General features: G+C 34.3%; 15 protein-coding genes and 2 pseudogenes. 16 read left to right on the plus strand and 1 reads right to left on the minus strand.

Annotated elements, in window-relative coordinates; all coding sequences use genetic code 11:
- The first annotated feature begins 25 nt into the window (after positions 1-25).
- From NX902_RS05730 to NX902_RS05780, 11 genes and pseudogenes are all read left to right on the plus strand, one after another.
- The gene (locus tag NX902_RS05730; protein WP_047942734.1) at positions 26-451 is read left to right on the plus strand and encodes a YvaD family protein; all 426 of its coding nucleotides are present in this window, start codon (positions 26-28) and stop codon (positions 449-451) included.
- An 11-nt stretch (positions 452-462) separates the two neighbouring features.
- Positions 463-657 (plus strand): annotated as a pseudogene (locus NX902_RS05735) (IS1595 family transposase); the annotation flags it as partial.
- A 7-nt stretch (positions 658-664) separates the two neighbouring features.
- The gene (locus NX902_RS05740; protein WP_204259874.1) at positions 665-805 is read left to right on the plus strand and encodes a hypothetical protein; all 141 of its coding nucleotides are present in this window, start codon (positions 665-667) and stop codon (positions 803-805) included.
- Entirely contained in the window at positions 786-1,619 is an 834-nt protein-coding gene (locus NX902_RS05745) for an alpha/beta fold hydrolase (protein ID WP_047942733.1), read from the plus strand. The genes NX902_RS05740 and NX902_RS05745 overlap by 20 nt, the downstream gene beginning before the upstream one ends.
- A gap of 853 nt (positions 1,620-2,472) precedes the next feature.
- Positions 2,473-3,477, plus strand: coding sequence for a DUF3231 family protein (locus NX902_RS05750; protein WP_144546714.1), 1,005 nt, complete (start codon positions 2,473-2,475; stop codon positions 3,475-3,477).
- A 391-nt stretch (positions 3,478-3,868) separates the two neighbouring features.
- Positions 3,869-4,816, plus strand: a complete 948-nt coding sequence (locus NX902_RS05755) for a helix-turn-helix transcriptional regulator (RefSeq protein WP_047942729.1) — start codon at positions 3,869-3,871, stop codon at positions 4,814-4,816.
- A gap of 67 nt (positions 4,817-4,883) precedes the next feature.
- Positions 4,884-5,423, plus strand: coding sequence for a DinB family protein (locus tag NX902_RS05760; protein ID WP_047942728.1), 540 nt, complete (start codon positions 4,884-4,886; stop codon positions 5,421-5,423).
- 11 nt (positions 5,424-5,434) lie between these two features.
- Positions 5,435-5,578: a hypothetical protein gene (locus NX902_RS05765; RefSeq protein WP_235973255.1), complete on the plus strand. Its 144-nt coding sequence runs from the start codon at positions 5,435-5,437 to the stop codon at positions 5,576-5,578.
- Positions 5,579-5,828: 250 nt separating this feature from the next.
- On the plus strand, positions 5,829-6,212 hold the full coding sequence (locus tag NX902_RS05770; RefSeq protein WP_047942727.1) for a VOC family protein: 384 nt from the start codon (positions 5,829-5,831) through the stop codon (positions 6,210-6,212).
- Between the two features lie 232 nt (positions 6,213-6,444).
- Positions 6,445-7,020: a hypothetical protein gene (locus NX902_RS05775; protein ID WP_445668894.1), complete on the plus strand. Its 576-nt coding sequence runs from the start codon at positions 6,445-6,447 to the stop codon at positions 7,018-7,020.
- A 177-nt stretch (positions 7,021-7,197) separates the two neighbouring features.
- Positions 7,198-7,587: a tautomerase family protein gene (locus tag NX902_RS05780; RefSeq protein WP_047942725.1), complete on the plus strand. Its 390-nt coding sequence runs from the start codon at positions 7,198-7,200 to the stop codon at positions 7,585-7,587.
- A gap of 210 nt (positions 7,588-7,797) precedes the next feature.
- On the opposite strand, the gene NX902_RS05785 is transcribed toward NX902_RS05780, so the two are convergent.
- Entirely contained in the window at positions 7,798-8,805 is a 1,008-nt protein-coding gene (locus NX902_RS05785; protein WP_341160600.1) for a DUF3231 family protein, read from the minus strand.
- Between the two features lie 286 nt (positions 8,806-9,091).
- Between NX902_RS05785 and NX902_RS05790 the strand changes: the two genes are divergently transcribed.
- From NX902_RS05790 to NX902_RS05810, 5 genes and pseudogenes are all read left to right on the plus strand, one after another.
- Positions 9,092-9,547, plus strand: coding sequence for a GNAT family N-acetyltransferase (locus NX902_RS05790; RefSeq protein WP_047945070.1), 456 nt, complete (start codon positions 9,092-9,094; stop codon positions 9,545-9,547).
- 107 nt (positions 9,548-9,654) lie between these two features.
- Positions 9,655-10,494 (plus strand): annotated as a pseudogene (locus NX902_RS05795) (tyrosine-type recombinase/integrase).
- Positions 10,495-10,679: 185 nt separating this feature from the next.
- On the plus strand, positions 10,680-11,102 hold the full coding sequence (locus NX902_RS05800) for a cytidine deaminase (RefSeq protein ID WP_047945071.1): 423 nt from the start codon (positions 10,680-10,682) through the stop codon (positions 11,100-11,102).
- A 302-nt stretch (positions 11,103-11,404) separates the two neighbouring features.
- Entirely contained in the window at positions 11,405-12,307 is a 903-nt protein-coding gene (locus tag NX902_RS05805; RefSeq protein ID WP_047945072.1) for an alpha/beta fold hydrolase, read from the plus strand.
- A 172-nt stretch (positions 12,308-12,479) separates the two neighbouring features.
- Positions 12,480-13,754: an IS110 family transposase gene (locus NX902_RS05810; RefSeq protein ID WP_341160568.1), complete on the plus strand. Its 1,275-nt coding sequence runs from the start codon at positions 12,480-12,482 to the stop codon at positions 13,752-13,754.
- Positions 13,755-14,156: the final 402 nt, after the last annotated feature.

Genomic DNA, 14,156 nt, shown 5'->3' on the forward strand with positions numbered 1-14,156 from the left:
ATTTAAATAAGAAAGGATTTTGTTAATGAAATATTTAAAGCCTTTTTTTCTCGTCACCGATATAGGCTTTATCATATATTGGATTATTACATATTTCAGTCTTATTCCTATAGAATGGGCCTTTAAGGATTATGATAATCCCATTATTATTGCTTGGAACTGGTCGTTTTTTCCTTTAGATATTTTCATCTCAGCAACAGGGCTCTATAGCTTATACTTATATAAGAAAACAAGTGCAAAATGGAAGCCGTATGCCTTAATTTCATTAGTGCTGACCTTTTGTTCGGGTTTGCAGGCTATTGCATTTTGGGGATTTAGTTTAGAGTTTGATATAAGCTGGTGGGCAGTAAATTTGTATTTAATGATTTACCCACTGTTTTTTATTCCCTTTTTTATTAATAGTGACAAATCAACTTCTAAAGAGTTGCCTTGTAAAGTAGATACAGTGTAATTAATACCTACACCAAGGGTCTATATCACATCCAGAACGTCCACAACTACCACCGAAGACTGAAAGGTGAAAGGTTGGATACAGCTTTTTAACGGCGTGGCGACCACGTATCTGAACAACTATCTTGGTGGTTTCAATTGTTAGAGAGCAATCATCATCAGCAAAATGAAGTCACTAAGAACGATATAATAGTAAAAGGGAATTAAATTCCAAATGCAGAAACATATGATAAACTTAGATTATCTAAGTTTACTGTATAAAGGGCTTTTCTTTATTCAACTATGGAGCAGTTTTATTGAAGAAGAAAATAAAGATATGAGAGGAAAAATAAAAATTGAAAAGGTACATAATTAATGACGGGGAAATCAATGTACACATAACAGAATGGGGTAGTGAAAATAAACCTGTAATTTTTTGCTTACACGGATTAGGAAGTACAAGCCTAAGTTTTATTGAAATCGCAGAAGAAATAAAGAATGATTATAGAATTTTTAGTATAGATGCTCCTGGTCACGGTAAAACAGATGGGTTTAATCGTGTAGAAAGGTATGAAATGCCCGCATTAGCAAAATGGTTGGAAAATATTATCGGAATCTTAAAAATTGAAAAGTTTTATTTTTTATCTCATTCTTGGGGAAGTTTTGTTTCTTTATTCTATATACTTAATTATCCTAAGAAAGTGCTGGGGACAATTCTAATTGACGGTGGCTACCAGACTAAAAGAAGAAATTCTACTTCAATAGAAGAAGAAATTGAGTATTACGAAAAGGATTTTGAAGAGTATGTAGGGACTTGGGAAAAGTTTTTGGATGTGGCTGTCTTTGGTGACTCCAGAAGAACTCCACTATTAATGACTGCGGCAAAGGATTTAGCTCTTGTTAAGGATGGAAAGTATTATTGGCACGCAAGGGGAAAAACGGCTGGTAACATTATTAAAGGTATGTACAAAGATGAAGCGGAGGATATCTATGAAAAACTCCCTAATAACTTAAATATCTTATTACTCCGTGCAACCCTTCCTAAGTCACAAGATACGTATAGGGATATAACTTCAGGCATCTTTGCACAAAAAACAGGAGCAACTGTAAATTTAGTACCTAATATTTCTCATATGTTACATTGGGATAATCCAGAAGTTGTCATAAAAGAAATTAGAGAAAGATGGTAGTTAGGTTATTCAACGATTGGGTGCGTTAGTTCAATAAGACAATAAAATCAAATAGAAGTTCCATTTTTATGGAACTTCCGTTATTTCTATTAATATCAACATTAAGCTTTAACAGAGGCTTAATTAAAAATCTTTGATTAAAAACACTTTTATTATTGTGCTAAAAGATGCTTTCCTGAATGAAGGAAAGCATCTTTTTATGGTTTTGAAAGCTCGTGGCTATACCGGGATTCCAGAGCTTCTAGCGAGTTAATAAAAAACCTCTTTTCACATGTATTTCCCGACCATTTTCTCTCTTTTTTTATTGTATCGATTATCATTTGAACAGTTTTTGCGCTATCTGCATTATTATATAATCCAACTCGAGATTGAGTTGGTTCTTTCCATTCTAGGCACCTAGTTTCCATCGCTTATTTTAGAGTCTCTTTATTCCAGTTTATTAATTCTGAAAGTCAGTTCACTATATAAAGACGGAGTACTCAAGAAAATGTTGAACAAATTATGCAATTGTTCGTGGTATCCATATAGAGGGGCTTGGAGGAGTAAAGTTATCTTTAAGCATAGACAGTTAGGCAGAGGGCCGAAACCATATTTTTAAAGGGATGGATTTCCATAAACTTTTGTTAACTGTGAGGGTTGTTATCTTTTACATGCGGCAGAAAGAAACGATCTTTAAATCAGTAGATATAATGTTATTATTCAGCTCATTTACATGATTAATGCTTACTATTTGAAAGAAGTGTATAGTTGGCAGAACAGGAATGATGTTATGGCAACTCGATCTCACGGTATATATAGCTTTGAACTGAGCATACTTAAATTAGAAAAAATTTTATTGAAAAGGAGATTTTCAATGGAGCCAAAACATTCAGTAGGCTTATCATCAACTGAAATTGCAGGTTTATGGGGAACTTATATATCTGATAGCTTGTCTATCTGTCTTACAAAGCATTTCTTACATCATTCGAACTACACAGATGTTAACCCTCTAATTCAACTAACTTTAGATATATCTAATAAACATATAGAAGAAATAGAAAGCATATTTAAAAGTGAAGGCTTCCCTATTCCAAAGGGATTTTCAGATGATGATCTTGACCTCACAGCACCACCTTTGTTTTTTGATTTATTTTCAGTAAGCTATATCTATGGTATGAGTCGGATAGGTTTAATGAACTATAGTATTCAGCTTTCTAATGTTGCAAGAGAAGATATTAGAACTTTTTTCTCTAATTGTTTGACTTCTTCATTAGACCTTTATAATAAATCAGTTGATCTGATGCTATCTAAAGGAATATATGATAGACCAACAATGATTCCATATCCTGATTCAGTCGAGTTTGTTACTAAAGAAGGCCTACTGTCTAAATTTATTGAACCAAAACGGCCACTAAATGTACTTGAAATTTCTGAAATGTTTTTTAACATTGAAAGGAACTATTTTGGTTTAATCTTACTCACAGGTTTTATTCAAGTTGTAAAAGATAAAGAGATAAAAAATTATTTAATTAAAGGAAAAGAGTTAGCTAAAAAACAAATACGCTTTCTGAATGATGCCTTAATTAAAGATGATTTAATTGGCACTATCATGATTAATACCGAAGTTTCAACTTCTACTATATCTCCATTTTCGGAAAAGTTAATTATGAACCTTGTAAACACGCTTAATACACAAGGGTTGACCTATATTGGGCATGCATTATCTATCACATCACGAATTGACCTGTCTACTGAATATTTGAAATTGATTCCTGAAATTTTGAAGTTTGGAAAGGATGGGGCTGATATTTTAATGGACAGGGGATGGATGGAGGAACCACCACATGCCCCAAATAGAAAAGAATTAGGGGGATATTAAAACGAGGAGCGTTGTTGATCTCAGTTCAACAACGCTTTTGTGTTAATGTAAGCTGTATCATTTTTCTTTATTGGACTAACGGGGGCATTTAGTACAAAATTTTTTATGATATTATAAGAAATAAATCTGCAAATTGAGGTAAGAGATGATTAATTCTGCTGAAGAATATTTGTTAGATTAAGAATTGGTGAACATGGATGGAAACCCGAGAGTTGCTATGGGGAATTTTTAGTTGGATAGCGAATTTTAGAATCGTTACGAGGCAACAAATCGAAGCATTTAGCGCGTATACATTGCGAAGATGATCCTCTCTTAGAGATCTGCATGCTGCTATTCAACTATGACGGATCATTAATATATTTTGAAAGATAAACTGTGGAGGACAGAAAAAATGAATAAAACTGAGCGGCAGCTTGCAATCACGCTTGAATTACAGCGAAGCAAAACGCTGAGGGCAGAAGACTTAGCTTCTCAATTTGAGACAAGTGTCCGTACGATATATAGGGACATTCAAGCACTAAGTGAGGCTGGGGTTCCGATTTTAGGCGCTCCTGGTCTGGGTTATTCCTTAATGGAAGGATATTTTCTGCCCCCGGTTAGTTTTACAGCAGAAGAGGCAGTATCTCTGCTCATGGGAGCTGATTTTATTGAACAAAGGTTGGATACTGATTACGGTATTTATGCTAAGACTGCTAAAAGAAAAATCGAGGCTACTTTATCGGAATCAGTCCGCAACCAATCAACACTTGTTCGGGAAACCATGCGACTGCTTCATGTAGGTGAACCATCAACTGAAGATAGGGTAAGAACTTATCTTAATCAAGTTCGTGACGCAATATTGAAACAATGCAAAATCAGTTTTGTGTATATCAAAAATATGCCAGGAACGGATGGGAAGCGGAAAAATAAGCGTAAGGTTTCTCCATATGGATTAACACTAGTTCATGGAAATTGGATATTAATCGCACACTGTGATTTGAGACAAGATATACGTCATTTTCGCTTGTCACGGATGACCGAACTTTCTGTGTTGGAGGAACGATTTCTTTTGCCAAATAATTTTGATCTAAGCAGCTATCGGCCACCTGACAATCGAGATGAAAAAATCTTAATCAGGGCAACCACAGAAATTGCCGACAAGATTATAGAGGCAGTTAATTTTTATATTGATACCATTGAGGAGCGGGAGAAGGAGGTTATCTTTCAATTTCGTGTTCGATATCCGGAGGAAATATTGCATTTTTTACTTGGCTTTGGCGGAGATATCGAGGTGATTGAACCGAAATCTTTGCGTCACAAGGTTCGAGAAGTAGCGAGAAAAATTTTAGAACACTACTGACATACACTTGTCAGTAGTGTTTTTTTATACTATGAATATATCAAAATAATGAGGAGTTGCTAGAAGGATGAGTAGTACAAAGGAAGTTTTGAAGTCATTTGAATTTACAGTCGAAAAATATTTGGCAGAACTAAAAAAACTCAATATGGAGAAATTAAATAGAAAGTTGAACGAGGAAGATTGGTCCATTGGACAGATGTATGTACATTTAATTCAATCAGCGTTTATTCATCTGCATAATGCCGAGCAATGTTTAGATGGCAGCGAATCGACATTGAATCCAGCGATGGAAAAAACGGAGCAGGGGAAGGCAGTGTTTAAATTAGAACAATTTCCTGCCGTTCGTATTAAGGTCCCTGCTTCGCCGAATTATACTCCGCAACCACCCGAGAGCATGGAGTATCTGGTAGATGGGCTTCATAGGGTTGTAGAACGGATGAGGAATATGGAGTCAATTTTACATCAATCGGTCGTAAGTAATAAGATGCTTCATCCGGGATTTGGTGCATTAAACGCACAGGAGTGGTTTTTGTTGATTGTAATGCATTACAGACATCATTTCTTACAACTAGATCGGTTGAAAACGAGTTTAGCATTTGAGGAGTAGGGGATTGGGGCATGGCGGATCTAACAAGTCAGAATAGCAGATATTGGATTGGTGTTGAATCCGCTTCTCATAAAAATGTAGCCATAGAAGGCGGGAGTGCAAAGCTGTGTCACGGTATGGCAGCAATCACTTTTGCGTCAAATGTCTGCAGGTGATTGGCTGCTATATTACATTTATTAATATCTAATGTAAGAAGCGGAGCAAAAGAAGGAATCTACAAGTGTACACTAACTGCCGAATGAATATTTTTTATGTAACTATAGGGTCAGGTTTATTGTAGAGAGAACCATTGCTTCTCCCGAAAATTGAGCTGACTTTATTATTCGCTCTTAATAGTATAATATAAACAAATAGTTAATGAGACTAGAGCAACATACATTTCAATATCAAAGGAGGCAAAGAAATATGAAAATCATTGTTACCAGTATATTCGTACAAGATCAAGACAAGGCACTGAAGTTTTATTCAGAAACCTTGGGCTTTGTAAAAAAGCATGACGTTCCAGCAGGAGAATATAGGTGGATAACGCTTGTTTCTCCCGAAGACAAAGAAGGTACCGAGCTTTTGCTCGAACCTAATAACCATCCAGCAGCTAAAGAGTATCAAAAGAAACTGTTTACCGAAGGCATCCCGGTAACAATGTTTGGCGTGGCAGATATTCGTAAAGAGTACGAACGATTACTGGAAAACGGCGTAAAGTTTACAATGGAGCCGACAAAAATGGGCGAAGTAACAATAGCTGTCTTCGACGATACATGCGGCAACCTTATTCAGATAATGCAGGAGTAACTTTATGATAGGATATATTATCCAATAATGTGTTTTTTCTAAACAATTTAACAACAACTTTATGACCCCTGTCTTAATATAGGACAGGGGTATCGCATTTTTTATTGAGGGAGGTTAGTTAAACAAGAAGATAAGGTATCATTGAGTTATATAAATCAATAAAGGAAGTGTACAAGTGTTTTATTTTTCAAAAAAGAAGAAAATACGAGGTTGGAAAAGACATAAAAGAAAAATCGAAAGATGGAAGCAAAATGCAATCAATTTAGATATGGACTACTTAAGGAATTATCAAAGACAATACGAAAAATTATGGATTCATCCTTTTTATAAATTAGAACGGAGAAACCCTCCTAATTGGTATAAAAGCCTTTTACTTGATGCAATGATCGAAGTTTACCTAGAGTGGCATCAAAAAATGAAAAAAGAAGAGGAAGACTTTTATTTGAAACTCTGGCTTTATGACCCTCATTTTATTAATTCACAAATTGTTGTCGCATATAGAAATTGTCTTGATTTTTATGATAAAACCTTCAAAAGAAGGCAAGAAAATAAGGAGTTTCCATTTGATAAATTTCATTCTTTGAGAGACAAGTTAGAACAATTTGAATGGGATTTGCATATAGAGAGTGATTATTACGATGAAAATGACTTAAATGAATGGTTAGAAGAAGGTGCTTTAACCGAAAAACAAGTATCAAGAATTAAGGGAAAAGCATATGATGCCGTAAGAATTAAAGATGAAGATGGGAGTTTCCTGCAATATAGTCTCGACAAGGGTGATGTTTGGATAGGGACTTTAAAGAGATAAGATAATACACTAGTTCTTTAGCTAACTGTTGCATTGATTCAAGATGGATGAATGAACTTTTATCTATTAAGGTATTAAAGGGTCAGGATAGTTAAAGAAGGATTTTTATAAAGTTTATTGAATATCTTTTAATTAAGTCAGATGAGTTTAGAGTAGATAAGGAAGGATGAATCGAGAATGGCACAAATTAGAGTGTTTGGTCTTAAAGAAAGTTTAAACCCAATTAAAAAACAATTATCTGAGGTAATACATTCTTGTGTTATGGATGCATTTCAGTATCCATCAGAAAAGAGGTTTCATCGCTTCTTTCCTATGGATAAAGATGATTTTTTATTTGCGGACGGAAGAACAGAGAATTATACCATAATTGAAATAAGTATATTTGAAGGTAGGACAGTAGAAAGTAAGAAGAAGTTGATTAATTTACTGTTCAAACGAATTAAAAACGAGTTAAACATAACCTCTCAGGATGTGGAAATCACCATATATGAAACCCCTAAACATAATTGGGGAATTAGGGGATTACCAGGTGATGAACTTACACTAAATTATAAAGTTAATATTTGAAAATAAGGTGGTCAGCTGATTGTTCAACTAACGAGTGCTGAGCACAAGAGGATTCGCTGCGGCGTTCCTTTTTTGTTATGGGGCTAACGTGGCAGGTTAGTGGAATAATGGCTTTCATATATCTAGTACACTCACCATTTCTTAAAGGAGATTTGGAATACTCCTTTGAAAAACAAAAAAGCTACCGTACTTTGGTAGCTTTATTTTTTTTTAGTCTTGAGCAAGCTTATCTCTATTTAGTGCAACAGGAGGTTTCTCCATCCACTCATTTTTTATCATAAAGGTTTTTATATTTTCTTCATATTGATACACATCTGCAATTATCTTTGCATATGTAGTTTTTAAATCTTTTCGGATACTTACTGCTGCACTATATCCATAACTGGCGATACTATCACGATTAAGTTGGTCTAATAGATAAGATATTAATTTATCTGAAAAAGGAGATGTTTTACCATCCAAAACATTCGTATCCCAAGTCATTGAAATAGGCAAATCATTTTGAACTAAAATATCACCTAATTTGTCTATAATATTTAAAGATAATTCTTTTCCATGTTGCAATAAACTCATTAATTGCTGATTAGATGTAGATTGTATAAATCCAATTAATAAGTTTTTACCAATATAATTCATAAAAACATTTTTGTGTAGCTCATTTGCTTCTCTTGCCGTTAATTCTCGATTATCATTAAAGAAGTTACCCAAAAATCCTTTATCTGCAATTGGGTTTGTTTCATGAGTGGAGGTAATTGAAGGAGGTCTTACAAATACTCCCTTTTCTAATAGAATAGTTGTTGTACGTTCAAATAAATTTGAAACGTTTTTTAATTGTTCATGGAAAAAATTGCGGATATCCTCCCTTACTGAATCGGATAGTGCCATACTTGTTAAGGACATTCCAATTTTAGACATATTATTTAAATAAAATAGTATAAAAACATCCGTATACATCTTAGGGGCATTTGGGTTTAAATCATCTTTAATGTTAAAGCCTTTAGGGATTGGATAGTTTTCACTTCGTAGAACAGATTCAAAAAATTGTACAGCAGATTTAGAAATAGAAACCGCCTCACTACAAAGAGATTTAACTTCTTCTAGTTCTGATGTTAGGGTAAGATACTCCAAAACAACATTTGACATACTATTATTCATGAACTGTTCCCAACAGTGTGCTAACTCACCCGCAGTTAACTTTGCAGCCTTTTTATTATCCATATAATCAATTCCTTTTTAAGATTAATTTTATATTCTATAACAAGTATCTGGTATTTTTTTATCAATTATGTATTATTGCATGGAAAATTAATAATTTTTTGGTTTGTCAAGGGAGATATCATAACTAAGAGGGCTTTTCAAATATTCAGCAATGGGGGACTTTAAAAAAGTTTGTGAAATATTGTACTTAAACTATCGGGGGCATTAATCCAAGATGGAGGAATGCTTTTTTATCTATTCGGGCACTAACGGGGCAGGAACTATATAAACTAGAGGGAGGATGAGTATGGAGAAGTTTGAGGTAAAGTACATTAACAATCTGTTGAATTTTGATTTGGTTAGCTTAGTAAAACAAAGCAAAGAAGATGGGTTTTGTTTTGTAGAAAGATTATTAAATGAATATCAAAATGGCAATAATACTTTCAACCATCTTGGTGAAGGCTTATTTGGGGTTTTTAATGAAGAAGGTTTACTTGTTGCTATTGGTGGGTTAAATAAAGACCCATTTTCAGGTGCTCAAAATATCGGTAGACTGAGAAGGTTTTATGTCTATAAAGAATATAGGCGAAATGGTATAGGAAGTCTTTTGGTAAAAAGGATAATAGAAGAAGCGAAAAGACATTATAAAATTTTGGTTCTTTATACAGATACCGAACAAGCTGATAGATTTTATTCTTCTATCGGATTTACAAGGGGAAATCTTTATCCAAATTCAAGTCACTTTATGGAGTTTAAAAGTTAATGCGTTATGGGTTAACGGGGGCATTTCTTACATAGAAAATCTTAAAAGAAGTATATTTTATATATTACTAGTTAATAATGTTCCTAAAAAGTTAGGAAGATTCGTAGATGATATTATCTGAAGCTTGGCATTTATATAAAGCCGATAAACAAATTCAAGGTTATTCATCACAGACATTAAAAGCATATAAGGTACAATCCATCCTATTAATAAATAATTTAGGAGATATTCTGCTAGAAGATATTACAAGAGAATCTATAAAATGGTATTTAGGGGAAGTAGCTAGTAAATTGAAAGCATCTAGTTTATGCCATCGAATCCGTTTTATTAAGTCTTTATTTAAATGGGCACAAGAAGAAAAATATATAACTTTTAATCCAGCACAAGCCATTAAAGAACCGAAATTAGAGAGTAAGATTCCAAAATTCTTAACGGAAGAGGAAATAGAGTTATTACGGGAAGCCTGTATAACTACTTTTGAAAAAGCCTTATTTGAGTTTATGTATTCGACTGGGTGTAGAATAGGTGAAATCATGAACTTGGATAAAAGTGCTATTAACTTTTCTGAACAGTCGGTTGTTGTATATGGAAAAGGGAAGAAGGAAAGAGAAGTATATTTTAATACAAGAAGTAGCATTTGGCTAAAGAGATATCTAGAGGAAAGAAAAGATAATGAGTAGGCTTTATTTGTTAATCTCCGTGCCCCACACCGAATGGGTGTTGCACAAATGAGATATGTCATTAAACAGATTTCGTTAAGAGCAAAAATTAGTAAGTGTATACATCCGCACCAATTAAGGCATAGTTATGCAACCACCTTAATTAATAATGGAGCACCATTAGAAGTTATTCAAAACTTGATGGGGCATGAGAAAAGTGAAACAACAAGGATTTACGCTTATCTAAGTGGACAATTAAGACGAGAATTATATAAGAAATATTTCTGAAAGAACTGCAGGGAAAATTGCAGTTCTTTATTTTTTTATCAGAGCCATATTGCAAGAATAAATGTTGTATGTCACAATCAGGTGCAGGATAGTGCAACAAGACATTGTAACAAGGACATTAAAATTCTGAATAATAAATGAAGATAACTAAATGCATAAATTCAACTAATGTAAGAGGAGTCCATATGAAAATATTTAACACAACTAAAGAAGATATAGAATTAGTAGAAGTAGCAACACAGAAGATAACAATGCTTTATGAAGACGATAAACATCATGTGGGAGCTGCCATTCGTACGAAAACAGGGGAGATTATTTCGGCAGTACACATTGAAGCGTATATTGGACGAGTGACGGTTTGTGCGGAAGCTATTGCAATCGGTAGTGCTATATCAAATGGACAAAAGGATTTTGATACAATCGTTGCAGTCAGACATCCCTATTCTGATGAAGTAGATAGACGTATAAAGGTAGTAAGTCCTTGTGGTATGTGTAGGGAGCTGATTTCTGACTATGCACCAGAATGTTTTGTCCTTCTAGAAATAAATGGCGAGTTAATTAAAACTGCAATTAGTGAACTCATCCCACTTAAGTATTCCCGAAATTAAAAGGTATTTTTAAAGATTAAGTTTCGAGTTAAATAAAATGGAGTTATAGTAATGCTTTGCATCTTCAGGAACTATGGAAGCATTCCTTGAAACTAGCCTATGGAAGAAACGGGGCAGGTTAGCGGAAGAAGGATTTTTTCAAATCACATCGAATATAATAAAAAACTTTATTTGGAGGAACTATTATATGAGATACTGTATCAAACCATTTCATTAACCCTTAATTTTTTGTCTATTCGCAAGACCTCCTCCTATATATGAATTTGAGTTTCTATTCATTAAAAGATGAGGAGGAGATATTAATGAAGAATGGGCAATTCATTGAGATTAATGGAAAAAAGCTGTACGTGGAAGTCAACGATACAAACTCTGATAAAGCAATACTATATTTACACGGAGGCCCTGGAGAAAGTTGTTTCGACTTTACTTATCATCAAACAAATAGATTGGGTCAGAACTTTCGATTGATTGCATTTGATCAAAGAGGCGTTTGTAGGTCTGAAGGTATTAGCGAGAATGAACCCTTTGGTCTTGATAATTTAGTCGAAGATTGTGAGGAACTTCGCCGTTGCCTGGGAATTAAGAAATGGTCTATAATAGGGCATTCTTTTGGTGGTTATCTAGCTGTGCTATATGCTTTTCGGTATCCCAACTCCATAGATAAAGTAATCTTTGAAGGACCAACATTTGACTTTAAATATACGGCTAAGGCACTTCTCGAAAAAACAGCCAGTTTATTTAAAAAATATAAGATGTCTGAAAGTCGATATAGGTGTCTAAAACTTTCTAATGACTCCTCCTGTACTACAAAAGAACTTGTAGAAGGCTATATGGAACTTAGTGAATTTCTAGAAGAAAAAAGGATGCATATATATACTCATAACTTTAATAATCCAACTGATACTAGTATGTATTCCGATGAACAGTGGGATATATTCTATGATAAATCCGAAATTCATTTTAACCGACTTAGAGATGAGGGGAAGATATTTGAATCAGCCTTACCATTATTAAAAGATATCAGGTTGCCTTGTCTTTTAATTTTAGGTCAGTATGATGTTGTTACTTGCCCAATTCAAATTGAAACTTATATAAATGATATACAACAAGGTGAAATTTATTTTATAGAAAATTGCGGTCACACTCCTCATTATGAGGCGGCAGATATATTCCGTGATGTGGTAACAGATTTTCTAACAAAATAATTTAAAAGGCTGCATTATTGCAGCCTTCAGACTGTCGACAAACTCCTAATTCGGTAATTCCCACAGGAGCATTCCTGTGGGATTAGTTTCTGTGGTATTGCACAAAAAAAGATCCTCCTTTATGATGCTAATATTGAGACCAATCAACACAGCGTCAGAAGGAGAATCTATTATGAATAATACCCGTAATCACCGTTTAAATCAAGTGTCTACTTCCACTTTAATCATTGGAATTGACATTGCTAAAAATACACACTATGCATGTGCGGTGGACGATCGAGGGGTTGAGTTAAGTACCTCTTTTTCTATCCACCAGTCTCATCATGGTTTTCATCAATTTTATCTCAAGCTTCAAAATCTAAAGGCAATTCATCAAAAGGATGATTTATTGATTGGATTCGAGCCTACTGGGCACTATTGGATGAATTTAGCTGCTTTTCTTACCCAAAATGATATTCGTTTTGTCATGGTCAATCCTCTACATGTGAATCGTTCCAAGGAGTTGGATGATAACTTACAAACGAAGAATGATAAGAAGGATGCGAGAGTCATTGCTAAACTAATAACCAATGGATACTTTAGTGATCCTCGTCAAATAGAAGGAATAGAAGCAGAGCTTAGAGAAGGTTCCTCTATTCGGTGGAATCTGAAAAAGGACATTTCGAAAGTGAAGAATCGTATCATTCGCTGGACGGATCGTTACTTTCCTGAATTTAAAGTAGCATTTAAAGATTTAGGGCTGAATGCATGTGCCATATTAAAACATACCCCTTTACCAGTAGACTTAATGGAAAAAGAAATCGAGGAGTTAGTCCTTTTATACTTGGAAAAGGAAAAACTAAAGTATCCAGCAAGACCTAAAATAGCACAACTAAAGAAAGTGGCGGTACAATCTATTGGATTAACAGAAGGCTCCAATATGGCTCGTATAGAAATTTACTCTTTAATTACTCAATACGAACTTCTGACAAAGCAATTAGAACAGGTAAATGAAAGTTTAAAGACACTAGCAGAGCAACAAGCGGAATATCATTATTTATTATCAATCCCTGGCATTGGGGAAACTACCGTTATAGATTTACTAGCAGAAGTGGGTTCTCTCAAGCATTATAAACATCCACGCCAACTTATTAAATTAGCGGGATTAACCTTACGAGAGAACTCTTCTGGAAAGATGATTGGACAAAAGCGAATCTCCAAAAGAGGGAGAAGAAAGCTGCGAGCCCTTCTCTATCGTGCTGTCTTGCCTTTGATTAGAAATAATGAAACCTTTTATGATTTATATCAGTATTATATCTCTAGAAAAGAAAACCCTTTGAAGAAGAAAGAAGCATTAGTCGTTCTATGTAATAAAATGTTAAAGATTTTTCATGGACTTTGTCAGCAAGAAGTACTGTTTGATAAGGAGCGAATGAGACAAGATCTCTCTATCCTCCAACCCAAATAAAAATCTATAAGACGGTTATATTCAAAAAGATGACAGGAAAGCTGGCTTTTAGAGAGACTTACGACTTAGAGTCCATACAGGAGCATGATGCCAGCCTCTGCCTTATGATGAGACCAAACGAAGGAATGTAAGCGCGCGACGCTAAGAGACATGGGAGGGTACGTCCTCATAAGAAGAGTAGAGATACCGGATGCATCTAATAGTGTATATTTGTCAATAAATCCCTATTGGCTCTAGCGTCGCGTCCACTTACTTACCAAATATTATAATTAATGGAATAGTTAGTTAAAATATGATTCAAAGAGTTTTCCTAAAAAAATATTGGACTAAAAAAATAACGCTGTAAACGTTGGTATATCAACTTTCCTCGAGGGAGTCTCACCCCTTTCACTCCAATCAATG

Origin of the sequence: Niallia sp. FSL W8-0954, from assembly GCF_038005605.1 — a bacterium.
GTDB lineage: Bacteria > Bacillota > Bacilli > Bacillales > Cytobacillaceae > Niallia > Niallia circulans_A.

Excerpts from the sequence above, each read along its gene's own strand:
- NX902_RS05790 (WP_047945070.1), top strand. The coding sequence starts at position 9,092 with ATGGAGAAGTTTGAGGTAAAGTACATTAACAATCTGTTGAATTTTGAT.
- NX902_RS05765 (WP_235973255.1), top strand. The coding sequence starts at position 5,435 with ATGGCGGATCTAACAAGTCAGAATAGCAGATATTGGATTGGTGTTGAA.
- NX902_RS05760 (WP_047942728.1), top strand. The coding sequence starts at position 4,884 with ATGAGTAGTACAAAGGAAGTTTTGAAGTCATTTGAATTTACAGTCGAA.
- NX902_RS05750 (WP_144546714.1), top strand. The coding sequence starts at position 2,473 with ATGGAGCCAAAACATTCAGTAGGCTTATCATCAACTGAAATTGCAGGT.
- NX902_RS05755 (WP_047942729.1), top strand. The coding sequence starts at position 3,869 with ATGAATAAAACTGAGCGGCAGCTTGCAATCACGCTTGAATTACAGCGA.
- NX902_RS05785 (WP_341160600.1), bottom strand. The coding sequence starts at position 8,805 with ATGGATAATAAAAAGGCTGCAAAGTTAACTGCGGGTGAGTTAGCACAC.
- NX902_RS05805 (WP_047945072.1), top strand. The coding sequence starts at position 11,405 with ATGAAGAATGGGCAATTCATTGAGATTAATGGAAAAAAGCTGTACGTG.
- NX902_RS05740 (WP_204259874.1), top strand. The coding sequence starts at position 665 with ATGCAGAAACATATGATAAACTTAGATTATCTAAGTTTACTGTATAAA.
- NX902_RS05800 (WP_047945071.1), top strand. The coding sequence starts at position 10,680 with ATGAAAATATTTAACACAACTAAAGAAGATATAGAATTAGTAGAAGTA.
- NX902_RS05730 (WP_047942734.1), top strand. The coding sequence starts at position 26 with ATGAAATATTTAAAGCCTTTTTTTCTCGTCACCGATATAGGCTTTATC.
- NX902_RS05810 (WP_341160568.1), top strand. The coding sequence starts at position 12,480 with ATGAATAATACCCGTAATCACCGTTTAAATCAAGTGTCTACTTCCACT.
- NX902_RS05780 (WP_047942725.1), top strand. The coding sequence starts at position 7,198 with ATGGCACAAATTAGAGTGTTTGGTCTTAAAGAAAGTTTAAACCCAATT.
- NX902_RS05770 (WP_047942727.1), top strand. The coding sequence starts at position 5,829 with ATGAAAATCATTGTTACCAGTATATTCGTACAAGATCAAGACAAGGCA.